The sequence below is a fragment of the Flavobacterium sp. 270 genome, from assembly GCF_004368785.1.
Taxonomy (GTDB): Bacteria; Bacteroidota; Bacteroidia; order Flavobacteriales; family Flavobacteriaceae; genus Flavobacterium.
The window spans coordinates 1-25815 of sequence record NZ_SODM01000008.1 but is presented as its reverse complement, the minus strand read 5'-3'; the positions used below and the strand labels follow the sequence as shown (position 1 = coordinate 25815).

The 25815-nt window shown below is 35.5% G+C and carries 17 protein-coding genes; 5 read left to right on the top strand and 12 right to left on the bottom strand.

Going from position 1 to position 25815, the window contains the following annotated elements:
• The first annotated feature begins 138 nt into the window (after positions 1-138).
• The 5 genes from EV144_RS22810 to EV144_RS22790 all read left to right on the top strand — a co-directional run bounded on the left by EV144_RS22810 (position 139) and on the right by EV144_RS22790 (position 9459).
• Positions 139-2067 carry a beta-mannosidase gene (locus EV144_RS22810; RefSeq protein ID WP_243854733.1) on the top strand — a complete coding sequence of 643 codons (1929 nt, stop codon included), beginning with the start codon at positions 139-141 and terminating at the stop codon, positions 2065-2067.
• A 131-nt stretch (positions 2068-2198) separates the two neighbouring features.
• Complete coding sequence (locus tag EV144_RS22805) at positions 2199-4463, top strand: GH92 family glycosyl hydrolase (protein ID WP_134151451.1); 2265 nt, start codon at positions 2199-2201, stop codon at positions 4461-4463.
• Positions 4464-4779: 316 nt separating this feature from the next.
• Complete coding sequence (locus EV144_RS22800) at positions 4780-7065, top strand: GH92 family glycosyl hydrolase (RefSeq protein ID WP_134151450.1); 2286 nt, start codon at positions 4780-4782, stop codon at positions 7063-7065.
• A 5-nt stretch (positions 7066-7070) separates the two neighbouring features.
• Positions 7071-8534 carry a glycoside hydrolase family 125 protein gene (locus tag EV144_RS22795; protein WP_134151449.1) on the top strand — a complete coding sequence of 488 codons (1464 nt, stop codon included), beginning with the start codon at positions 7071-7073 and terminating at the stop codon, positions 8532-8534.
• Between the two features lie 25 nt (positions 8535-8559).
• The gene (locus tag EV144_RS22790) at positions 8560-9459 is read left to right on the top strand and encodes an ROK family protein (protein WP_134151448.1); all 900 of its coding nucleotides are present in this window, start codon (positions 8560-8562) and stop codon (positions 9457-9459) included.
• A 118-nt stretch (positions 9460-9577) separates the two neighbouring features.
• Here EV144_RS22790 and EV144_RS22785 read toward each other — a convergent pair whose 3' ends face one another.
• From EV144_RS22785 to EV144_RS22730, 12 genes are all read right to left on the bottom strand, one after another.
• Positions 9578-10393, bottom strand: coding sequence for a helix-turn-helix domain-containing protein (locus tag EV144_RS22785; RefSeq protein WP_134151447.1), 816 nt, complete (start codon positions 10391-10393; stop codon positions 9578-9580).
• 117 nt (positions 10394-10510) lie between these two features.
• Positions 10511-11530 (bottom strand): SDR family NAD(P)-dependent oxidoreductase, encoded by a 1020-nt coding sequence (locus EV144_RS22780; protein WP_134151446.1) that lies wholly within the window; start codon positions 11528-11530, stop codon positions 10511-10513.
• A gap of 91 nt (positions 11531-11621) precedes the next feature.
• Positions 11622-13004 (bottom strand): exonuclease domain-containing protein, encoded by a 1383-nt coding sequence (locus EV144_RS22775; RefSeq protein WP_134151445.1) that lies wholly within the window; start codon positions 13002-13004, stop codon positions 11622-11624.
• Between the two features lie 362 nt (positions 13005-13366).
• Entirely contained in the window at positions 13367-13816 is a 450-nt protein-coding gene (locus EV144_RS22770; RefSeq protein ID WP_134151444.1) for a DUF1810 domain-containing protein, read from the bottom strand.
• Positions 13817-14085: 269 nt separating this feature from the next.
• Positions 14086-15453: an alginate export family protein gene (locus EV144_RS22765; RefSeq protein ID WP_134151443.1), complete on the bottom strand. Its 1368-nt coding sequence runs from the start codon at positions 15451-15453 to the stop codon at positions 14086-14088.
• A 2-nt stretch (positions 15454-15455) separates the two neighbouring features.
• Positions 15456-16478, bottom strand: coding sequence for an MBL fold metallo-hydrolase (locus tag EV144_RS22760; RefSeq protein WP_134151442.1), 1023 nt, complete (start codon positions 16476-16478; stop codon positions 15456-15458).
• Between the two features lie 136 nt (positions 16479-16614).
• Entirely contained in the window at positions 16615-18378 is a 1764-nt protein-coding gene (locus EV144_RS22755) for an amidohydrolase (protein ID WP_134151441.1), read from the bottom strand.
• 83 nt (positions 18379-18461) lie between these two features.
• Positions 18462-19484 (bottom strand): alpha/beta fold hydrolase, encoded by a 1023-nt coding sequence (locus tag EV144_RS22750; RefSeq protein ID WP_134151440.1) that lies wholly within the window; start codon positions 19482-19484, stop codon positions 18462-18464.
• 44 nt (positions 19485-19528) lie between these two features.
• Positions 19529-20323 carry an alpha/beta hydrolase gene (locus EV144_RS22745; RefSeq protein ID WP_134151439.1) on the bottom strand — a complete coding sequence of 265 codons (795 nt, stop codon included), beginning with the start codon at positions 20321-20323 and terminating at the stop codon, positions 19529-19531.
• 233 nt (positions 20324-20556) lie between these two features.
• Positions 20557-22503 carry a sigma 54-interacting response regulator gene (locus tag EV144_RS22740; RefSeq protein ID WP_134151438.1) on the bottom strand — a complete coding sequence of 649 codons (1947 nt, stop codon included), beginning with the start codon at positions 22501-22503 and terminating at the stop codon, positions 20557-20559.
• 18 nt (positions 22504-22521) lie between these two features.
• Positions 22522-24789 (bottom strand): sensor histidine kinase, encoded by a 2268-nt coding sequence (locus EV144_RS22735; protein WP_134151437.1) that lies wholly within the window; start codon positions 24787-24789, stop codon positions 22522-22524.
• Positions 24790-24987: 198 nt separating this feature from the next.
• A complete protein-coding gene (locus tag EV144_RS22730; protein ID WP_134151436.1) occupies positions 24988-25617 on the bottom strand; it encodes a DsbA family protein in 630 nt (209 codons plus the stop codon).
• Between the last annotated feature and the right edge of the window lie 198 nt (positions 25618-25815).

Below are 25815 nucleotides of genomic sequence, written 5' to 3'. Positions count from 1 at the left end.
CTGTATAAAAATCATTTTGAAGTCTTTTCAAAAAAACATTAATATTTATTACAACGTAAAATGAATTATGAAAAAAACCTTCGTTGGTTAATCTGTATTTGTCTTGCAAATTTTTCAGCCATTGCGCAAAATTTCGATTTGAAGAATAATTGGAATTACCGTGAAGAAAAAACAGAAAAATGGTATCCAGCCACAGTTCCGGGAGAAATTCACACCGATCTTCTGAACAATAAAGCGATACCAGATCCATTTTATAGAGACAACGAAAAGAAACTATTATGGATAGAACGCAAAAACTGGGAGTATAAAACCACTTTTCAGGTAACTGCATCAACTCTGAAAAAGAAAAATACAGAACTGGTTTTTGACGGATTAGATACGTATGCCTCCGTTTATCTCAATAATCAATTGGTTTTAAAAGCCGACAATATGTTTCGTCAGTGGCGTGTAGATGTCAAGAAGACATTAAAAGCAGGAAATAATAATTTGGTAATCGTATTTCAATCCGCACAAAACGTGGTAGATTCATTAGCCAAAAAAGAGCTGCCTTTTATAATTCCAGACAACCCGCGTGCGTATGTTCGTAAAGCACAATATCATTTCGGTTGGGATTGGGGACCAAAATTTACAACCTGCGGTATTTGGAAAACACCAAGATTAGAAGCTTACGACAAAAAAGCGCCAGAAAAACCGTATGTCTTAAATCGCAAAATAGAATTAGTACAACAACCCGATAGTCTGGGGAAATCATTTTATTTTAGAATTGATGATAAACCCGTTTACATGAAAGGCGCCAATTATATTCCGTCTGATGCATTCTTGTCGAGAGTAACCAAAAAAGAATACGAAAAAATAATCGCTTTAGCGAAAGATGCCAATATGAATATGCTTCGCGTTTGGGGCGGTGGTGTTTACGAAGACGATTATTTCTATGATTTATGCGACAAATACGGTATCAATGTCTGGCAGGATTTTATGTTTGCCGGAACAATGATTCCCGGAGACAAAGCCTTTTTTGACAATGTAAAAGCAGAAGTACAATATCAGGTAAAACGCCTGCGTCATCATAAAAGCATTGTATTATGGTGCGGTAATAACGAAGGCGACGAAGCTTTTAAAGACTGGGGCTGGAAAAAAACCTTTAAAATCTCCAAACAAGATTCAACCCGTTTATGGAAAGACTACGTTCGATTATTTCAAGACAGTATTCCAAAATGGGTAAATGAAGTCGATGGCAAAAGACCTTATATCAGTTCTTCGCCTTTATTTCATTGGTCAAGAGAAAAAAGTATCACTCAAGGCGACAGTCATTATTGGGGAACTTGGTGGGGATTAGAAGATATAGAAGTCACACAGAAAAAAACCGGACGTTTTGTGAGCGAATACGGAATGCAGGCGATGCCAAATTATTCATCAATAGAAAAATTTACACTGCCAGAAGACCGCTATTTATATTCAGATGTTTTGCAGGCACATCAAAAAGCAGGGAAAGGTTTTATAAAATTAGATACCTATTTAAATCGGTATTTTATTGATTCAACCAAAATCAAAAAGATGAACGTTGAAGATTATACCTATCTCACGCAATGTCTGCAATATTATTCGCTAAAAAATATCATAGGCATTCACCGCTCAAAAGCGCCCTATAATATGGGAACTTTAGTCTGGCAGCTCAACGACTGCTGGCCGGTAGCAAGCTGGAGCGTAACCGATTATGATAACCGACAGCCCAAAGCTGCATGGTATGCGATGCGAGAAGCTTACAGAGACGACATAAAACCAGAAATAGACCTTACACGCCCAATAGATTTAAAACTAGAAGATCCGAAAATAAGCTGGCGGATAAAAGGAAATAAAGTCATTCTAAAAGCCGAAAAACAGGCAAAATATGTTTATATTTCCATGAAAGGCTACACCCAAAAATGGAGCGATAATTATATAGATTTAAAAGCTGGCGAAGAGAAAATAATTGAGTTTGAAGGGAAAGTAGCTAAGCCAGAAATTAAGGTTGTTTCGCTCTATGAAGTTTTAAAAAAGTACTCAGTAGCTAAGCTACTGAGGTTCTGAGGTTTTAGCCACAAAGACACAAAGGCTCAAAGGTTATATATAAAAATTCCAATTCAAAACAAAAAAAATAAAAAATCGGTGCAAATCAGTTAAACCCGTTTAATCTGTGTTCCATTTAATAAAAAATAAAAATGTACAATAAAATAATCATCAGTGGGATTTTCACATTCAGCCTATTATTCTCAGGCAATGCAATTTCGCAGCAAAAGAAAAGCAAACAAAACGTAGATTACACTCAATATGTAAATCCCTTAATAGGTTCTGCGGGTCACGGACACGTATTTGTAGGTGCAAATGTTCCGTTTGGAGCTGTGCAGTTAGGACCTGTAAATGTTTTTGAAGGCTGGGATTGGTGCAGTGGTTATAATTATGCCAGTAACACCATTTTAGGTTTTACACACACACATTTAAGCGGTACAGGAATCGGAGATTTAAATGATATTTTGTTGCTTCCAACATCAGGAAAAACTGCATTGACCAAAGGCACAAAAGAAAATATGACGACTGGTTACGGTTCTTATTTCTCGCATAAAAATGAAGTTGTCAAGCCAGGTTATTACAGCGTTATTTTAGATAAATATAAAATTAAAGCCGAATTAACGTCAAGCGAAAGAGTTGGTTTTCATAAATATACCTTCGAATCTGCAAACGATAATCACGTTTTATTAGACCTTGCAGACGGAATAGGATGGGACAGACCTGTAAAAACTTTCATTAAAAAAATAAACGAAAACACCATTGCAGGATACCGTTATTCTGCGGGCTGGGCGACTGATCAACGTGTTTATTTTACAATGGAATTTTCTGAACCAATTGCCAATATCGCATTATACGACAGCATTGCAGCGGTGAAAGTAAACGAAGGAGAAGGTTTAAAAATGAAAGCTGTTTTAGATTTCAAAAATCCAAAAAACAAGCAAGTTCTGGTAAAAGTGGGGATTTCTCCGGTAAGTTCAGAAAACGCTTTAGCGAATATAAAAGCCGAGATTCCAACTTGGGATTTTGAAAAAACCGTAAAAGAAGCCACTTCAAAATGGAACAAAGAACTGAATAAAATCCAGATCAAAGCAAACGATAAAACAATGAAAGTTTTTTATACTTCATTGTATCACACCATGTTTGCGCCGTCAATCTTCAACGATGCCAACGGAGATTACAGAGGAACCGATAAAAAAGTTTACGAAAAAGCCAATTTTACAAACTATACTACTTTCTCACTTTGGGATACGTATCGCGGTTTGCACCCTTTATACACCATTACACAACCCGATAAAATCAATGATATTGTAAAATCATTTTTGGCCATTTATCAGCAACAAGGCAGATTACCTGTTTGGCATTTAATGGGGAACGAAACCAATACAATGAACGGAAATCACTCGATTGCTGTTATTGTAGACGCATACCTAAAAGGATACAGAGATTACGACACAGCATTGGCATACGAAGCCATTAAAAAAACCGCCATGCAAACCCGCGACGGAATGGATTATGTACAAAAACTAGAATATATTCCTGCCGATAAAATGCTAGAATCTGTTGGAAATGCTTTAGAATATGCAATCGATGATTATTGTATAGCTCAAATGGCAAAATCATTAAACAAAACAGAAGATTATACGTATTTCAGTAAAAGAGCCAATTTGTACAAACTTTATTTCGACAAAGAAACCACTTTTATGAGAGGTAAATTAACCAACGGAAATTGGAGAACACCATTTAATCCGCTTTCATCTGCACACCGAAAAGACGATTATGTAGAAGGAAATGCATGGCAATATACATGGTTGGTTCCACAAGATCCGTACGGATTAATTGATTTGTTTGGAAGTGAAGACAAATTTTTAGCCAAATTAGACGCATTGTTTTTCCTAACCGATAAAGTAGAAGGAGAAGAAGTTTCGCCAGATATCAGCGGTTTAATCGGTCAATATGCGCAGGGAAATGAACCCAATCATCATATTCCGTATTTATATGCTTTTGCCGGACAGCCGTGGAAAACAGCCAAATTAATCCGTGAAATCGATGAGAAATTCTATTCTACAAAACCAGACGGATTGTGCGGTAATGAAGATTTAGGGCAAATGTCGGCGTGGTATGTTTTCTCCTCAATGGGATTTTATTCTGTAAATCCGGCAAACGGAATTTACGTTTTAGGAAGTCCGCTGGTAAATAATGCTGTAATTCATCATAAAGAAGGGATTTCATTTACCTTAAATGCAGTAAACAACAGCGCCGAAAATATATACATTCAAAAAGCAGAATACAACGGGAAGCCGTATACAAAATCCTATATCACACACGATATGATTGTAAAAGGCGGCGAATTAAAATTATATATGGGAGCTAAACCGTCTTTAACTTTTGGAGTTAAAAAAGAAGACAGACCTCAATAATTTATGATTTTAGTCCCGAAGCCTCGGGATAGATTTTAGATTGAAGAATTAGATCTTTTAGTTTTTATCGTCACGTTCCTGCAAGGTTTCCAAAACCTTGTAGGTATAGTTATAGACAAAGTAGTTGTAGTATAGTTATAGACAAAGCAATAGTAAGTTATATTTAAAGTATAAATACAATATACTAAAAGTGTAATTTAAAATAAACTCTAGATTGAATCTGGATATACTAAAAGTATAATTAATACCTACAAGGTTTTGGAAACCTTGCAGGAAGCTGGAGAGTACAAAAAACACATTTTACAAATAAAGAATTATGAAAATAAAGAGTTTAATTTTTTTAGGAATAATGCAGTGCTGCGTTTTTGTAAATGCACAAGTAAAAACCTTAGATCCTGTAGAATATGTAAATCCTTTAATGGGAACACAATCACTGCCGAATCTTTCTAACGGAAATACGTATCCTGCAATCTGCAGACCGTGGGGAATGAATTTCTGGACACCTCAAACCGGTAAAATGGGCGACGGATGGGCTTATACGTATACTGCCGAAAAAATCAGAGGATTTAAACAAACCCATCAGCCATCGCCTTGGATGAACGATTACGGTCAGTTTTCGATTATGCCTGTTACTGGTAAATTGGCTTTCGCCGAAGACGAACGCTCAAGTTGGTTCAGCCATAAAGCAGAAGTTTCAAAACCATATTATTACAGCGTTTATTTGGCAGATTACGATGTTACGACCGAAATTACAGCAACAGAAAGAGCGGCACATTTTCAGATTACATTTCCGGAAAATGAGCAATCTTCGATTGTAATTGATGCATTTAACAAAGGATCGTACATCAAAATTATTCCATCAGAAAATAAAATTATCGGTTATACTACACGCAACAGCGGCGGTGTTCCTGAGAATTTCAAAAACTATTTTGTTTTGGTATTCGATAAACCTTTTGCAACAAATTCTACTTGGAATGACAAGACTTTAGAAAAAGATAAATTAGAATTAAACGGCATTCACGTAGGTGCAATAATTGACTTTAAAACTAAAAAAGGAGAAAAAGTAAATGTAAAAACAGCTTCGTCTTTTATCAGTTTTGAACAAGCAGAATTAAACTTAAAAAGCGAATTAGGAACTAAATCTTTTGATGAAACCGTACAGGAATCTAAAAAAGAATGGAATAAAGTCTTAGGAAAAATTGCCGTAGAAGACACCAACCAAGATCAATTAAAAACATTTTATTCTTGTTTGTACCGTGCGACTTGTTTTCCGCAAAAACAATATGAAATAGATTCAAACGGGAAAATTGTGCATTACAGCCCTTACAATGGCAAAACGCTGCCGGGATATATGTTTGCAGGAACCGGATTTTGGGATACTTTCCGCGCTTTATATCCTTTGTTAAATCTGGTTTATCCTTCTATAAATACAGAAATGCAGGAAGGATTAATCAACGATTATAAAGAAGGCGGTTTTTTACCAGAATGGTCAAGTCCGGGCTTTAGAAATGTAATGGTTGGGAATAATTCTGCTTCGGTAGTTTCAGACGCTTACGCGAAAGGATTACGCGGCTATGACATCAATACTTTGTACGAAGCTTTGGTACACGGTGCCAACAATGAAGGCCCGATGGATGCTGTGGGAAGAAAAGGCGTTTCGTATTACAACACTTTGGGTTACGTTCCTTATGATGTAAAAATCAACGAAAATGCTGCGCGAACTTTAGAATATGCGTACGATGATTTTGCGATTTGGAAATTAGCCAAAGCTTTAAACCGTCCGAAAAAAGAAATCAGTGTATTCGAAAAACGAATGATGAATTATAAAAATCTCTACAATCCAGAAATCGGATTGATGAGCGGACGCAATAAAGACGGTAGTTTTCCGGCTAATTTTAATCCGTTTAAATGGGGAGATGCATTTACAGAAGGAAACAGCTGGCATTACAGCTGGAGTGTTTTTCACGACATACAAGGTTTAATTAATCTTATGGGCGGCGAGAAGAAATTTACAGCCAAATTAGATGCCGTATTTACAACACCGCCAGTTTTTGATGATAGTTATTACGGCTCTGTAATTCACGAAATACGCGAAATGCAAATCATGAATATGGGACAATACGCGCACGGAAACCAGCCTATTCAGCACATGATTTATTTGTACAATTATGCAGGCGAACCATGGAAAACACAATATTGGTCGAGAGAAGTGATGAATCGTTTGTACAAACCAACTCCAGACGGTTATTGCGGTGACGAGGATAACGGACAAACTTCGGCTTGGTATATTTTCTCTGCAATGGGATTTTATCCGGTATGTCCGGCAACCGACGAATATGTTCTTGGCGCGCCATTGTTTAAGAAAACAACTTTACAATTAGAAAACGGAAAACAGCTTATTATTTCGGCTCCAAATAATTCTGAAACCAACAAATATGTAAACGAATTAAAATGGAATAATACATCCAATACCAAAAACTATATCAATTATTTTGAGGTATTAAAAGGTGGTGAGTTAAACTTTGACATGAACAGTTCACCAAATTTACAAAGAGGTACAAAACCAGAAGCGTTTCCTTATTCTTATTCAACTTCAAAATAAAATTTATGCAGTCACGTAGAAAATTTATAAAAAATACAGGCATTTTTTCAGCAGGATTATTGGCGATTCAAACCGATGTTTTCGGACTTAATTCAGATGCTTTTCAATTGCCATTAAAAGATTTTATCAGCAAAAGACCACCTTTAGCAGAAAGAAAATTTACCAGTACAGCAGTAGAAGCAGCAATTGTACGCATCAAAAAACAAATCGCAAATCCAGAATTGGCGTGGTTATTTGAAAACTGTTTTCCGAACACTTTAGACACTACAGTCGATTTTGAAATCATTGACGGAAAACCCGATACTTATGTAATTACCGGAGATATCGATGCAATGTGGCTTCGCGATAGTACAGCGCAGATCTGGCCGTATATTCCGTTTGTAAAAGAAGATAAAAAACTCGCAGAATTGGTAAAAGGAGTTATTAATCGTCAAGCGAAATGTATTCTTTTAGATCCTTATGCGAATGCTTTTTATAAAGATTTTACCAAAGAAAGCGAATGGAAACACGATTTAACTAAAATGAAACCCGGAATTCATGAAAGAAAATGGGAAATTGACAGTTTGTGTTATCCGGTAAGACTGGCGCACGGATATTGGAAAGAAACGGGCGATATCAGCATGTTCGACGCAAAATGGAAAGAAGCAATGCTTTTGATTTTGCAGACTTTTAAAGAACAACAAAGACTGGACGGAAAAGGTGGCCCTTACACCTTTCAGCGTCAGACCGCTTGGGCGACAGATGGCGTTCCGTTAGGAGGTTACGGTTATCCGGTAAAACCTTGCGGTTTAATTGTTTCGACTTTTAGACCAAGTGACGATTCTACTTTATTTGGCTATTTAATTCCAAGTAATATGTTTGCGATTGAAATTTTGGGTTATTTAATCGAAATTTTCTCTTTGCCAGCTTTAAAAGACAATGATTTAGTAGCAAAAGCAACAGAATTAAGAGAACAAGTACAAAAAGGATTAAAAGAAAACGGAATTATTGATCACCCGAAATTCGGAAAAATTATAGCTTTTGAAGTCAACGGATATGGAAGTTTTCACATGATGGATGATGCCAATGTTCCTTCGTTATTGTCATTGCCGTATTTGGGAGCGATTGCACCAAATGATCCGCTTTATTTGAATACCAGAAAAGTAGTGCTTTCAGAAAACAATCCATTTTTCTACAAAGGAAAAGCAGGAGAAGGTGTAGGAGGCCCGCATACAGGAGTTGACACGATTTGGCCGATGAGTATTGTTTTGAGAGCTATAACCAGTGTTGATGAAAAAGAAATTCATTCGTGTATCAGCAATTTAATAAAAACAAATGCAGATACGGGATTTATGCACGAATCGTTTCATAAAGATGATGTAACCAAATTTACGCGTAAATGGTTTGCCTGGGCAAATACATTATTTGGCGAAATGATTGTACATACCAGTATTCATTATCCTCAAGTATTAAAAGATAAAAATATTTAGAATTAAGCAAGTTAAAGAAGGAAAAATGAATACATCATATGCCATTGGGCTGGATATTGGAGGAACACATATTACTGCAGCAATTATAAATAGAACAGAGATGAAAGTGGTAAACTTTTCTTTGTGCAAAGAGTCATTCGATTCGAATCTGCCAGTAGATCAGGTGATGGGCATTTGGAAAAATGTAATCTGCAACGCTGTCAAAAATTCTAAAATAGAAAGTGTTTCCGGATTGGCTGTCTGTATGCCCGGCCCGTTTGATTATCAAAATGGAATTTGCTGGATAAAAGGGCAGTCAAAATACGAACATTTTTATGGATTGAATATTCGAGACCTGCTTTTGGAAAGTCTTAATTTTACGAAAGACTTTCCGATACTTTTTGAAAATGATGCTGTTTGTTTTGGAAAAGGAGAAGTTTTTAAAGAAGAAGAAAATCTTACTAAAAAGGTAATTGCAATCACTTTAGGAACAGGATTAGGTGCTTGTTTTATTGATAAAGGAATCTCTATTAGTGCTGGAAGTCTGGTGCCACCAGATGGTGAAATATACAACCTTCCATACAAAAATGGCATTGCCGAAGATTATGTGTCAGTTCGAGGTCTTTTATCTCATTACCAGACTCTAAGCGGTAATAACCTCAACAATGGCTTGGAGCTTTATAATTTAGCAATTAGTGGCAATGAACGAGCCATTAAAGTATTTGAAACAATGGGCGAAGACTTGGCCGCAATTGTGATTCCGTGGATAAAAAAGTTTGCTGCAGATCATATTATTATCGGTGGTAAAATTGCCAACGGAAGTGAATTGTTTTTGTCTTCATTCCACAAAATAATAAAAGAATCTGGAATAGAAATTAAGGTTTCTGTTTCCAACGACAATGAAATTGCCGCTTTATTAGGAGCAGTGAGTTTTCTTTGTGATTAGATTTTGTTTTTCGAAGTTAATTGAAAGTTTAAAAGTCAGATATTAAACTTGCCAATTTGTACAGGAAAAACAATTAAAAAAGCTCAATTATAAATTGAGCTTTTGCTTTTTATAGCTTTTAAGTTGTAAGCCTTGGAAGCTGATTTGGAGATACGCCATATTTCTTTTTAAAAACAAAAGAAAAATGGGAAAGATCTTCAAAACCAACTTCCAGAAAAATTTCTGTTGGTTTTTTCTTTTTCTGCATCAAATAATAATACGCGAGTTCTAATCTTTTTTCTGTCAGCCATTTTTGAGGCGTTGTATTAAAATGCTTTTTAAAATCTCTATTAAAAGTTGATAAACTTCTGCCTGTTAAGTATCCCAATTTTTCCATTGGCATATTAAACATAAAATTGCGTTCCATAAAACCAATTAAATCAATCTTGCCCGGTTCGTCAAAATTAGCCAGAATGCGATCGACATTCGGATCGATTTTTCTTAAGATTGTTATAGCTTCGGTAATTTTTAAAGAAGCAAGATCTTCAGGAAAATCTCCTGTCAAATCAAAATAAGGAATCAGTGATGCCAGACAGCTTTCCAGCAAAGGATGATTATTAAAACTGTAAATCTTTTTTTCAGAATTGATATTGCTTTTCACATCTATTTTGTCGTAAAACTTTTTCAGTCTTTCTACCGATAAATGCATGACGACAGTCTTGTGTGGGAGTCCGTTTTTCGGATAATTAATTATTGTTGCAAGCTGATTTCTTGGAATTAAAAAGATGTCACCTGTTTTAAAGATTGAAGTGCAGCTAGCCTGTATAATTTTGGTTTCTCCAGAAATAAACCAGATCAGCATATGGTCTTCAAACATCAAATCAGATTTAAAAAGTTTGTCATCATAACTAGAAAGCTTGATATCTTTTGTCAAATATTTAGAGATATGATCCATTTTGTAAAGTTATGTAGTTGTAAAGTAACTTTGTCAAAGTTTCAAACTTTGACAAAGTTACTTCATTCAATAAGTTTCTTAAATACTATAAATATAATAGCTTAAATAATAACTGCATCACGAAACCTGAAAAGATATTCCGGTCATTTCTTCGCTTAAATCCCACAAACGTTTTGCATTTACCTCATCTAGCGAATAGGGCTGTACACCGTAAATTGTAGCAGGTTCATCAAATCTGTGCTCAATATTTCCTAAATCCAAAACAGCGACATCTGCATCTTCACAATAAACACCGCCAATATTGTTTAATAAAGGATTTGTAGCGCACCAAATAGTTGTAGCAGTTCCTTGTGACAAATTTTTAAGTTTAGCGGCAACTTCGGGTTTAATATTGCCGTCTGCATCATGAGTACCTATTTGTTTGAATAATTCAATAGGTTCTTCTCTGCCCAAATCAGTGCCCAGAACACTGCCGGGATGCAGCGAGTAAGCTCTTACATTAAAATCTTTAGCACGATTGTCTAATTCAAGCGCAAAGAGATTACAAGCTGTTTTCGATTGTCCGTAACCCTGTAGTGTTTCATATTCACGATAAATAAAATTAGGATCATCAAAATTAAACGGCGCCATTTGATGTCCGTAAGAAGATACATTAATGACTCTTGCGCCACCCGATTTTTTAAGACTCGGCCATAATCTAGCCGTAAGCTGAAACTGCCCTAGATAGTTAGTTGCCAATTGCGATTCGTGTCCGAGAATATTTCTGCGAAGCGGCACCCACATAATTCCTGCATTATTGATTAATAAATGCAGTGCTCTGCCAGAATCCAGAAATTTTTGTGCAAATGCATCAATAGATTCCGGATTCATTAAATCCATGGTTTCAATTTCTACATTGGCAATGCCTTGCAGATTTTTTGTCGCCTTATTAAAATCTCTTGCAGGTATAATAACTGTTGCTCCTGCAGATGCAAGCATTTTTGTGGTTTCTAAACCAATTCCTGTGTGTCCACCTGTTACAATAGCTGTTTTGCCTGTAAGATTTACACCTTTAATTACTTCTTCAGCTGTAGATTTTGCGTTAAAACCAGAACCTAACGGTTGTTGTAACTTTCCTTGATAATTATTCGTTGCCATTTTATTTATTTAAATGTTATGAGGCAAAATTATGGCGATAAGGAAAGAATAACTTTGTTTAAAACGTCAATTTAGTTTGTTGAGAAAGTCTTTAAAAACTATTAGAAGCTTGTCTAAAGAAAACTTTACGGGGATATTTTGCTGCATAGTTTTCTATTAAATGCATAATATAATTATTGCTTTTGTAAGGTGTAACATAGTCTTTTATATCTGATGGCTCTGTAAAACCAACATCAAAAATAATATAACCCATTCCGTAAAAATGCCCGTTTTCGACCCAGATACAGCTGCGTTCTTCTGCGGTTCTGCCTTTGTCTATAATGGCAAAACTCGATCTTTGACCTAATAAAAAATCAATGGCACTTTCTATTTGTTCGTTATGAGTATTAACATCAGGCAAACTCGCAACTTCTTTTTGTGGCGCAAATTCTCCTTCTTCTGGTTTCGTATATTTACAAAATCGATAATCAATTGCAAATTGTTCAGAAAGGCTTCGGAGTAGGTTTATAGCATCAAATTCACTATTAAAAACTTCAATACAAACCTGAAATTTGCTCAGTTTTCCAATGCCCAGATATTTGTAACCGCTTCGGGCTTCATATTGATAAAGTCCGAATTTTGGTTCAAAGCGTTTTAAAGCTCGATTATAAGTCGGCCAAAGTTTTCTGATTTCAGTACATTCTAATAAAAGCGCCATTAACTCTGTAGCGCAGACTTCAAAAGAAATTCCGTGTATGTCACGCAGGAAATTTTGCCTTTGTGATTTTATATTATGCCCCGAAAAATGAGAAGCAACACGCTTTTTTAAGTTAATCGCTTTGCCAACATAGATTACTTTTTTTACTTCATTATAAAAATAATACACGCCGGGTTTTTCTGGTAACTGCTCAAAGTCTTCGGGCGGAAGGTTAGGAGGCAGGCGTTGATCCTGCGAAGTCATTTTTATCATTTTTGCAATTACGCCTTCTTCGTCCCATTCGAGCAATCGGGAAAATAAGATAGTGGTTGCATCTGCATCACCGCCAGCGCGATGTCGGTCTTTTACAAATATGTCAAGTGAAGTACAGAGATTTCCTAAGCTGTACGACGAAAGTCCTGGTTTTATTTTTCTCGCAGCGCGAACGGTACAGAGTTTTCTCGCTGTCCATTTAAATCCTGCCTGCTGTAATTGATGACGTACAAAAGAATAATCGAAGTTTACATTGTGCGCTACAAAAATACGGTCGGTAAGCATTTCTAAAATCTTATCAGAAACATCATCAAAAATAGGAGCGTTCTTAACCATCTCATTATTAATGCCCGTTAAAGCAAAAATAGGAAGCGGTATTTCCCGTTCGGGATTTATGAGCGTTTCCCAGCGGTCTATTACATTTTTTCCGTCATGAATGATGATCGCAATTTCTGTAATACGACTGCCACTGGCGTTTCCTCCAGTAGTTTCAATATCGACTATCGCATATTCTTGTTTTTTCATCTAAAAATTTCCTTTCTATACAGCTGACTTTCAATAAAATCATTTTATAAAATGCAAAATTAATACAGACGAGAACATAAAAATGTTAGGGATGTGTTATAAATTATAACAAAATGCTTTGCGTTTTTTTGATAAACATAGCCCACGGTTTCAACCGTGGGAACGCAATGTAACCACAATACATCATCACAATACGTTTCCCACGGTTGAAACCGTGGGCTATGTTTGAATAGCTATGTGAATAGAGATGTTTTAATAAGATTTGCGTTTAATCAATGTGAGGAAAAATAATTTCATTATAAAACAAAAAAGACTGCTTCGTATATAACAAAGCAGTCTTTTTTATTTCTTTAAAAATTTATTTATTGCAAAGCGGGATGCATCATTTCGTTGAGAATAGACAAAGTAACGGGATCAAATTTGCCTGAAAAAAACGCATCTAATACTTGCTGAAAGATCGGATTTGTATTGTCTGTAAGACTAAACAGCGTCATAGAAGACTGAAGGCTGTTGGCATCTGATTCTCCAAATATTGCTTCGGCAGATTTCATTTTAAAAGTCAAAAGAACTTCTGCAGTTTCAATAAGATGTTTTCCAAGAATGGGATGCGCCATAAATTCTTTACTGTGTTCCAGATTTTCTATGGCATACATTTTAGACATTTCACTTTCATCTATTCCTTTTATTTGAGGAAAGATAAACCACATCCATTGTGTTTCTTTTTTTCCTTTTTTAAGCTCGGTTAGAGCTTTAAGATAAAGTTTGTTTTGTGCTTCTAAAAAGCGTGTCAAATCATTTCTTAATGCTGTCATTGGGGTAATGTTATTAGAAATAAAACCGAAAAGTAATAAAAAATTTTATTCGCAGCTCAATAAAATATTCAGGAAATTGTTGTTTTATTTTAAGCATTTGAATATGAGATTTTTATTTAAATACCTACTTGATATTGATAGGGTTAAAGTAGCTTTTTACTTAAATATTTTTTACTGTTTTACTGCAGATTTAAAATGTTAGTACAATAAAAAGAGGTCTTTTCTAATAGATAGAAAAGACCTCAGTAAGCACTTAAAAAGTATTTGAATTAAAATTTAACCTGCATGGTAACGCCTGTAAAAAACATATTTTTACCCGCGCTGGATGCTTTTAGAAAATCTCCTGCCTGAAACCAAGTGGCTTCTACACGAAAATATAGATATTGATTGGGCTGATAGATAATTTCGCTTTCAAGCTGTTTACCGATTTCTTTTTCATCTGTAGCATCTCCGGGATAAATCATGGCTGTGTTCGGACCGTAAATTCCGTCTTGGCTACTGTATCGCCAAAACATGTCGTAATCAATAACCCATTCCAGATTTTTAGCCAGTTCAAGGTTTAATGACGGATGAAAATCGACTAAATTTGACGGGCCAATTACAGAAGCCAATCCAAAGTAAGCGCCTCGCGGAAATAAAGGATTAAATGTCCCCAAACTATTATCTCCCTTTGTTTTATCTCCGCTTATCACTTCTACTTTAAAGCCAATTTCAGGATGAAGCACTACGGAAGTGATTCTATATCCAGTATTTAGCGAAACCGTCCAGGCTTTTATGTCTTTGGTATCAACGTCTCCAAATTGATAAACGGCTTCGGCATCGTAACGCCAATTGTCGTATTTTCCCCAGATTCGTGTTCCAACAGAATGGCGAAGTTCTTTTCCAGCTGCATCGTCAAAATTCGCGTTAGCTCTTTCGTAACCTAAATAATAAAGGTCCAGATTCTTAATTGCCGGAATTTTATTGATAACGAAATAACTTCCCCAAAATTGTCTTTTTTGGTTTGAATAATCATCAAAAATACCGTCTTGGGCTACCACATAATGACTATAGAAAGCATCTGCACGGTAATTTCCAAAACTTGCAATCGCTTTTACACCATCAAAAGACTGGCGGTTATTTGGCCCATCGCGCACGGCAACCAAACGCTGTGAACCGTAACTCAATTCCTGGCGTCCGGCTCTAAAAAGCAATTGACTGTTTTTATCTGATAAAATATTCACATCAATAAATCCCTGATGGAGTTCCAGCGGATCGTTTTCTACCGGACTTGGATCGATTCTGCCACTCGCATTACTGCTTTGTAATTGTACAAAAGCCCTAAAATATTTGCTTGCATGAAAATCGGCGTGAAGCAAAAATCGGTTGAGAATGTAACCATCATTGTCTATAGGATCATCACCCCATTTTTCGTTTTTGGCATAGAAATACTGATATCGAATTTCGCCTCCAAAACTGAGATAAGTTTCTCCGGAAGAAGACAAAGGAATATATTTCATGCTTTTGTACCAGTTATTTTTTGTAGTATCCTTTTGAAGAACCGAATAATTTTCGTCAAAACGCATCGGTTTAAAATCTGGATACGACTGGGCATAAAGTCCAAAACAACTGAGAAATAGTATTATAAATTTTTTCATGGCTATTTGCCTAAACTGTTTTTCTTAATGTCGTTGTAAGCGTTCGGAATATTAAAGTTGTAATGCAACCAGTTAAAAAGCACATATCCTTTATCAAATTCTTTCATCGTAACCGATGCTTTTACCTGATCTAATGTTTCGCCTTTTTTAACCGCGGCTTCTACATTTTGCTTCAAAGCGTTTACATAATCAATCGTAAATTTGATGCCTTTTTTATTGGTAATTCTACCATGACCCGGAACCACAACATCATTATCGCCAACCATGTCGTAGATTTTTTGAAGGTTTTGAACGGGTTCTAAAAAGTAACCGTCAAACAACCACGGAATCGCCGGACTTTCAGCAATAAAAGGATTTCCTGCCCACAATACATTTTTGTCTGAATCTTTCAGAAAAACAAACAAATCTGCTGGAGACTGAGCTGTTCCTGTATTGATAATTTCTACGATTTTTCCGCTTCCCATATCAATTTTTAGACTTTGATTTAAGGCAATGGTAAGATCTGCGGGACGATACACACTTTGCTCTATCCCGCGGTCTTTTCCAAAAAGCATAATCATAAATTGTTTGATTCCTTCATAATTCTTAGCAAGGTTTGCTTTGCAGAATTCGTTTTGAATCAGAATCGTTTCTTTAGGTAATAAATAATTCCCGAAACAGTGATCGCCGTGATCACTCGTATTTACCGCATAAACAATTGGCTTTTGCGTAACAGAACGAATTAGTTTATACAATTGATCGTACAATCTTTTGCTCAACATCGTTTCGATTAATAATACGCCTTTATCGCCTACAATAAATCCTGCCGAAGTCGCTTGCGGAATCCCTTTTGTAGTTTCTGTTTCTGTTGTTGATGGCGAAACAGCATAAACGTTATCAGAGATTTTATGCAACTGCAAGGTTACTTTATTTGCATCCCAAATCGGAACTTCGGGTGGCATGGGCATTTGTGCATACGTTTGCTGTGCCGAAAAAAAAGCAATTATACACAGCAGTGCGATTAGTATATTTTTATAATTTTTCATGATTGTTTTTTATTAGATGGAACACGGATTTAACAGGTTTGACGGATTTTCGCAGATTATAATTAAAGGAATAAATAATAAAAAATCTGTGTTTATCCGTTAAATCAGTATCATCCGTGTGCCATAATTCAGTGTTTTATTTTTGATAACCGCCAAAATATTTCACAGGCGACCAATCTGGAATTACGGCTGGAATTTCTGGACTCAACGCTTTATATTCCGCGGAAGCGTAAACAATTTTACCGTTTACAATCGTCATCACCGATTCTATTTTGCGAACATCATCTGTTTTTGCCGAAAAATAATCGTCTGATAAAATCGCCATATCGGCATACATTCCTTTTATTAGTTTTCCTTTTTCTTTTTCTTCTCCTGAAAACCAAGCGCTTCCGTTTGTATACAATTGAAGAGCGGTGAATTTGTCTAAAATTTGATCTTTTGGCCAGAATTGCATACCGCCAATTGTTTTTCCGGTAAGAAGCCAATGCAATGAAATCCACGGATTAAAAGTCGAAATACGTGTCGCATCGGTTCCGGCGCCAACAGGAATTCCCATTTCTAACATTTTCTTGATAGGAGGTAACTGTGTTTTTGGAGTTCCGTACAATTTGGTATATAATTCTCCCTGATAATACATTCTAAATTGCACCGCAACACCACCGCCTAGTTTCTTAACACGTTCTAATTCTGATGGCGTAATGGTTTCGGCGTGATCAAAAAACCAGCGTAAACCATTAAACGGAATTTCTTTGTTTACTTTTTCAAAAACATTCAGCATTCTGTCAATAGATTCTCCGTAAGTTGCGTGCAAACGAAACGGCCATTTGTTTTTGGCTAAAACTCTGATAATAGGTTCCAAATCTTTTTCCATTTCATCAGAAAGAACAATTCTTGGTTCCAGAAAATTTTCAAAATCTGCAGCCGAAGCGACGATATTTTCTCCCGCTCCTTCTTCAACATAACCATTTGGAACTATCAGATTGTCGTTTTTGTTGATTTGAGTTTCGGCAACCCATTTCTCATAATCCTGTAATTCAGTTCCTTTTTTCTGTGCAAATAAATAATACGAAATTCTAAGACTTAGTTTATTTTGCTTTGCCAAATCAAGTGAAGTAACATAATCTGCAGGGTAATTTTGGCTTCCGCCTGCGGCATCAATTATGCTGGTCAATCCGAAACGATTCAATTCGTGATTAAACTGTATCGAACTGTTGATTCTTTCTTCGGGAGTTAATTTTGTAGTTAATCCCAAAGTAGTGTAAATGGCTTTTGGCGTTTCTTTGGCGTACATTAAACCGGTCAGATTTCCTTTTGAATCTTGTTCCAAAAGACTTCCTTCGTATTTGGTATCTTTGGTATAGCCCAGAACTTCAATTCCTTTTTTGTTTAGGAACGCTTTTCCGTATAGATAAGTTATAAAAACCGGTTTATCAGGAACGGCAGCATTAATCTCTTCAATTGTTGGCTGTCTTTTTTCTTCAAACTGAAATTCGTTCCAGCCTCCAATTACTTTAATCCAAACACCGTCTGGAGTTCTTGCGGCTTGTTCTTTCAACATTTCCATTGCGCGTTTTAAGGTTTTTACACCATCCCAGCGCAATTCAGAATTATAATTTAAACCTTCGCGAATAACGTGCATATGACTGTCGTTCAATCCCGGAATTACCGTTTTTCCTTTAGCATCAATTAATTTTGTTTCTGATGATTTATAAGAAGCCAGAATACTTTTTTCAGTTCCAGTGTCCAGGATAATTCCATCTTTCATGGCAATCGCCTGTGCAAATTCTCCTTGTTTTTGCATCGTAGCAATTTTGCCATTATAAATAATCAAATCTGCTTTTTGCTGGGCGTGCAGAATGAGACCAGCAAAAAATAATGCCAGTATAAATACTTTTTTCATGATATAAATTTTTTAGAAATTAGTTGGTTTAATTGCCGATGCTAATGAAGCATCGACAATAAACCATGTTTTATTTCTCTAATTTATTTCGCTAGAAAAAAAGCTAATAAATCTTTTTGAACTTGTGGTGTATTTTCCTGAACCAGCCAGTGTCCAGAACCTGCAATTTTTGATTCTGTTACATTTTCTGCAACAAGTTTAGAATGATCTTTAAGAAAAGCTGCTGCAAAATATTCGCCGCCCATTGCTAATAAAGGCATTTTTAGTTTTTTCTTCATAAAAATCAGGTTGTCTTTTCCGTCTTGGTCAAATGCTCCAAACCATTTAAAAGCAGATGTTGTACCACCCGGAACAGCGTAAGCTCTAATAAATTCAGCCGTTTCTTCTGCTGTAAAAGGATCTTTTGCGTGTCCTACAACAGGCCAGAAATTAGTTAAGAATTCTTTTTCTTTTCCTTTTACAATATCTCCAGAAGCCGGCCATGCAAAGAATCCAAACCACCATGCAGATCCTTTTACAGAAGACCAAACTGGTTCAATTCCTGGTAAAAGTGCATCCATTAGTGCTAATTTGTTTACGCTGTCTCCGTATTGTGCAGCATAAGCATAAGCTACCATAAGTCCGATATCGTGTCCGGCCAAATTGATTTTTTTATACCCAAGCTGATTTACTAATTCGTGAATATCAGATGCCATAGTTTTTTTGTCGTAACCGCCTTCTGGTTTATCAGATTCTCCAACTCCTCTTAAATCGGGAGCGATTACGGTAAAATGTTTAGACAATTCTGGCAGAAGTCGGTTCCACATGTACCAGTTTTGACCAAAACCGTGTACTAATACCAACGGATCTCCTTTTCCGCCAATTACATAGTGAATTTTGATTCCGTTTACAGTTGCCGTAGCATGTTTAAAATTCTCTGGCGGGTTTGCCGGTGCAACCTGAGCAGTTGTTTCTGTTTCTGCAGGTTTTGTTTCTGTTGCAGGAGTAGTTTCTTCTGCTTTTTTATTACATGAAAGTAAGGTTACTAATAAAAGTCCAAAAGCGAATAGCTGTGCTATTTTTGTTTTGAAATTTAATTGTTTAGAATAAATGGAGGTTGTTCTCATAATTTAAAATTTTAGTTACTTGATTAATAAAATATAATTGGTTATTATACTTGTGTTGGTAATTTTGCAATCCAGTCCTGTATGTAAACAGCAATTTCCTGCCAGCCAGGCTGATTTAAAACAAAATGATTTCTCCCTGTAAAAACTTTATAATCTGTTATAGAATTTTTGTCGGTGTATTTTTTATAATTGGATAAATTGAGCGATTCTGGAATGGTATGATCTGTTGATCCTGCAATAAGTAATAATGGCTTATGAGGTGCGCTAAAATCTACTTTTGCAACAGACGTTATAGTATCTCGAACGATGAGTTTAGATTCTGGAATTGCCGATGTGTAATAGGCTTTTTCCTGCCATTCTTCGGGCATTCCGTTTGTAAAAGCATATTGCCACTGACTAAAACTCATCATAAATGTTTTTTTAGTCGAAGTAAAATAACCAAGTGGTCCCCAGCCGGCTTTCAAAAATGAAAATTTGAAAGTCATAACTCCTTGTGGCGGAACAGAATGTATGGCAATTGCGGCAGAAGCAAGATTGCGCTGTAATAGAATTTGTGCAATTAGTCCGCCTATAGAATGTCCAATGATGATTGGTTTTTGCGGTAGATTTTTTGCGATGGTTGAAAAATGTTCAATTAACTGAGATAAACGTAAACCTGCAACTTGCGGATCGGGATGGCGCTCGCGCAATACTTCTGCAGGTGCATCTTTGTAAGGCCATGCAGGAGCAAGAGTTTTAAATCCCTTATTTTCAAAAAAAGCAGTCCATTCGTCCCAGCATTTATTGCTGACAAATGCACCAGTGATAAAAAGAATTGTAGTCGGGTTTTCGGATAGCATATTACATGTTTTAAATGTTATGCCAAACTGTTAACGAAAATCAGACCTTTTAGTTAAGTTATTGATTTTTAATTAATTGAAATTGTATGCGGTTTTTGAATCAAACCATATTTCGTTGTAAAACGAAAAACAGGCGACTTTATATCGTTTATTTTTTCATGGGTTAAAGTTTAAACTAAAACTCAGCCCCTAATAACTAAGGACTAATAACTCTAAACTCATAACTAATAACTCTAAAAATGACTCCTCTTAATTCCTAATTTCTGCATTCTGGAAGCAAGTGTAGTAGGAGGAAGACCTAATATTTCTGATGCTCCGCCAGTCCCTCTAATTCTTCCGTTGCATTTTTCCAGAACATTTATAATGTGTTCTCTTTCGTTTTCCTGAATAGTTTTAAAATACCATTCAGTTGAAGTATTGTTTACTTTGATTTCATCTAAAACCGGAAGCGGAATATGCTCAATAGTATCTGTTTTTGCCAAAAGAATACTTCTTTCAATAAGATTTTCGAGTTCTCTTATATTTCCGGGCCATTGATACGACAAGAGACTTTTTAGAGCCGTTTCAGAAATTTCGGTTACATTTTTACCCGTTCTGGCACTATAAATTGCTATAAAATGTCGTGCAAGAAGACCAATATCTTCTTTTCTTTCTCTTAGCGGAGGAAGCTGGATCGGAAATACATTTAACCTGTAATACAAATCGAGTCGGAAACGGCCTTCGGCTACTTCTTTTTCGAGATTGCAATTTGTAGCGGCAATAATTCTAACATTTACTTTTATGGGAAGATTGCCACCCACGCGCTCGATTTCTTTTTCCTGAATTGCACGAAGTAATTTTGCCTGCATTTCTAATGGCATATCACCAATTTCGTCTAGAAATAAAGTACCATTATTAGCTAATTCAAATTTACCAATTCGTCTTTCTGTTGCGCCTGTAAAAGATCCTTTTTCGTGTCCAAAGAGTTCCGATTCAATAAGACTTGGCGGTAGGGCAGAACAGTTAATTTTTACAAAAGGCTCATTTTTTCTTGGAGAAAGCTGTCGAATACTATTGGCAATACTTTCTTTTCCTGTACCGCTTTCTCCTGTAATTAAAACCGTTGTATCTGCTGGCGCAACTTGTATTATGTGATCGAATAATTTTAGCAAAATAGGACTTTTACCAATAATACCTTCAAAACCAGAAACTTTTGTGTTTTTTTCGATTGCTGCATTTTTAGAAATTATACCTTGATCTAACTTTTTATCTCGGGTTAAAACATTTTCAATGGCATAAATTAAAGGTTCTTGCAGTCTTTCGCATAAAATAATATCAGATTTACCATAGTTATTGGATTGTCTGCTAAAAAAGGAAAGATAAAAGCCACCGTTTTCATGCAGCGTTAGCGGCACGGGTAATACGAGATTAGATCTCATATTCATTGCATTTGCAATTACTTTTTTGATGGGAAACTTATTGCAGATCTTTTCAAAATCCTGATCGTTATAGAATGCAAATTCTGTTTCTATTTTGCTTTTTTGCTGTAATTCTTTTACTTCAGATTCTTTGAGCGCACAGATATTCTGGAGTTCTTCCATTCCTATTTTCTGATATTCATGCAAACCCGTTCTAGCATAACCAAGCGCTCTGTGCGGAATTTTATCATCTGCTGAAAAAACAGCCATAACCAGATCAAAAGAAATAAGCGATTGAAGTGCAGTTGTAATATTGAGTACCCGTTCGTCCCAGGTGCCGTTTTTACCCGACATTATTTTGAGCTGTTTCTGAAACAATTGTTCTTTTCTAATAGAAGATTCTACTCCGTGTTCCTGATGATATTGTGCAATTTCAATAGTAACCAATAAATCTTTTTCTCTAAACGGTTTCACCAAAAAACCATACGGATGTGTAGATTTTGCTTTATTAAGTACTTCTTCGTTTGAATTTGCCGATAAATAAATAAACGGAATATGATCTTGTCTAAGGATTTCGGCAAGATCAATACCGGTTTCTTTCCCCGAAAGAAAAATGTCCAGCAAGACCAATTCTGGTCTTTCCTGCGCAATATAATATTTGGCATCTGCAACCGATCTGGCCATTCCGGTAATAGAATGTCCGGCTTTTTTCAGCATCAATCTCAGGTGATTTGCTTCTATAAATTGATCTTCTACAATGAGAATTTTTAGTGGTTTTCCCATATTATCTAATTTATTTTATTAATCAATTGTAGTTTCATTTAAAACGAATATTAAACTCACTTTCGTGCCGTTATCATTCTTTATTTCAAACTTTCCTTTAATATCTTCAGAAAGTCCGTTCATCAATTTTATTCCCAATGAAGGATTATTGTAAGGATCAAATTCTTCAGGAAGACCTATTCCGTTATCCTGAATTATTAAGGCTATTTCCTGGTCTTTTTCCGCTTTAAGCGAAATAAAAATTTTCCCTTCGGCATTATCAGGAAAAGCATATTTTATAGAATTTGTGACTGCTTCGTTAAAAATTAATCCAATCGGAATTGAATGTGATAAAGGCAAATCAAAATTATCAATGTCGAGAACAAAACGAATCGATTTTCTGAGATCGAAAGAATCTTTTAAATATTCGGTCAATTCAAAAATATAAGACGGCATACTAATCATAGACAAATTCTCTGATTGATATAACTTTTGATGGATCAGCGACATTGCCTGAATTCGGTTTTGACTGTCGTTTATTGCCTGAACAGCTTCAGCATTTTTTAGAAATTCAGACTGACTCGCCAATAAGCCAACAACCATGTGCAGATTGTTTTTTACTCTGTGATGAATTTCGCGAAGCAGCCATTCTTTCTCGACAACCAGATTTTCGAGTATATTATTTTTCTGAAAGATTTCGTTTTGCTGCTCGTTGAGTTTTTTATTAGTACGTTGTTTCAATCGGTAAACACGGTACAAAAGCATTACTATTATAAGTAATGATATGGTAGTTACCATCATCAAATTACTCAGTAAACTTGCATTACGAAGCTTGTTTCTTTGTACAATTGACTTGGTTTTAAGATCAGCAATATTTTTATTTCTTTTTTCTGTTTCATACAGAATATTCATCTGATTAATCTGCTTTGTTTTATTTTCGTCATAGAGATTTTTCAGGTATTCTACATACTCCCGATAATTATTCATTGCAGAAAGATTGTTTCCTTTCGCCGAATCAATGCTGTATTTTAATAATTTAGAAGCAGCAAAAAATTTCTTGCTATTGAGTTTTTTTGCCATGCTTTCATAATACAACGAATAAAGATCAGCTTCTGCATAATTCTTTTGTATTAATGCGAGTTTTATGATCACATCATAAGCGATCATTTTATCAGTATAATCAGGAGTGTTTTTTATATTTTCTTTGATGGTTGTTATATACGACTGTGCTTTCTGATATTGTTTCATACGAATATAAATTTCAATATACTGACAGTTTATTAATGTTGATTTTATTTGATAAAGCTTCGGATACTTCTTTTTCATTGAGTTTAAAAAAGACAAAGCGTGCGCTGTTTGGTTTTGTTTTAATAAAACATTGGTATAATTATAAGTTAGCTCTATAATTGCATCATCACTTTTGTGCCATACAGCCAGTGCCAGAGATTTAAAATAATATTTCTGAGCATTTTTGTAGTCTCCAAATTCATCGTATGCTACTCCAAGCCTGTTGTAAATAGTGCATAAATAAAGGCTTATTTTATCTAATTTTTCCCCTAACTGGGCAGCTTTTAATCCGTATTGAATGGCAGTTTTATGGTCACCCATGTACAAGTAAGAAGATCCAAGAAGATCATAAACAGCATAAATTTTGTCGTATAATCTTCTGCCGGTTAGTGAACTTTTGTATAATGACAAAGCTTTTTTTAGTGCCCCAACAGCTTCGGGTGCATTTCCTAATAAGAGATAAACATCACCATTTTCTTTATAGCAGTCGCCTTCGCGTTCTTTATTGCCTGATTTATGAAAAGCATCTGCCGCCTTTTGTAATAAAGGTATTCTATCCTCATACGATGTTCCGGTGAGAAAACTTGTTGACCAATACATGACCCAGGCTTCTCCAAGCTGATCCTGAAAATTTAATTTCGAATATCGGTTTACGGCTTGTGCGGCGCAGATTTTTGCTTTTTGATAATCTGTTGCCCTTTGTAAAATAACAGAAAGTTTAAAGTAACTTTCAGCAATGCCTTCATCGTATTTTATTTTTTTGCTGAGAGAAAGTGCTTTATAGGCAAAGAAGAGCGATTTTTTGTCTGATGGGGCAGCCTTTTTATTGTGCTGATAATACCAATAACTTAGATTTAAAAGTGTTTTTACTTTTTCAGCATTTTCTTCCTGATAATAAAGATTTTTTTCTGCTAATACTACTTCTTCGAAGTTAGTAAAATCAGTAAACGCGTTTAATTTTCCTATTGCAAGCAAAAGAAAAAACAGGAGAGAAATTTGATATTTGTTTGGAAATTTCATTTTGTAAATAAACTGGCTATACGAAGGTATTGATAATTGCGCAGTTAATTTAAAAATGTTAAAATTTGATTAGCAACGATATATCGTTGCCTATCGAAAAATGTAGTAATTTAGGGTATATTTTATAAATAAAAAAGATTTTAGATTCTCAGAATTGACTTTTCTGAGAATCTAAAATCGAAACGATATCATTAAAAATTATTTTTTGACTTCGTTAATAGTCTGTACAAAAGCTTCTATAGGCTGTGCGCCAGAAACGGCATATTTACGATCAAAAACAAAAAACGGAACTCCTTGTACACCAATTTGCTGTGCCTCGGTAATATCGTCCTGAACTTGTTGTAAAAATAAATTCTCGTCTTTTAAAACTTCCAGAACCTGATTTTGATCTAAACCTGCTTTTACAGCCAATTCTATTAAAGTTGGTCCGTCATTTAAATCTCTTCCTTCTGTAAAATAAGCTTTAAAGAAAATCTCTTCCATTGCATCGCCCAACTTTTTAGTTTTAGCGAATTGAATGATTCTATGTGCTTCTAACGAATTTGAAATAACAGCTTTATCAAAATGATATTCTAAACCAACGCTTTTGGCGCGTTCTACGACACCTTTGTGCATTTCTTTTGATTCTTCAACTGAAATCCCTTTTCGTTCAGCCAAAAAAGTATAAACGTCTTTTCCAGACTGTGGCGTAATAGTTGGATCAAGCTGAAAACTTTTCCACTCAATTGCAAACTCATCATTTGGAAATTCTGCCAAAGCCGATTCCAACTGTCTTTTTCCGATATAACAAAACGGACACATGATGTCCGACCAAATTTCTATTTTCATTTCGTAAAGTTAATAAATTTGTTTCAAGTTTCAGGTTTCAGGTTTCAAGTTTGAAATGAGATTATCCTTCGACTACGCTCAGGATGACATTTATTATTAGTCTAGTTCTCGTTTGTCAGGCTGAGCGAAGTCGAAGCCCCGCACAGTGAAACCTGAAACCTGAAACCTGAAACCTGAAACCTGAAACCTGAAACCTGA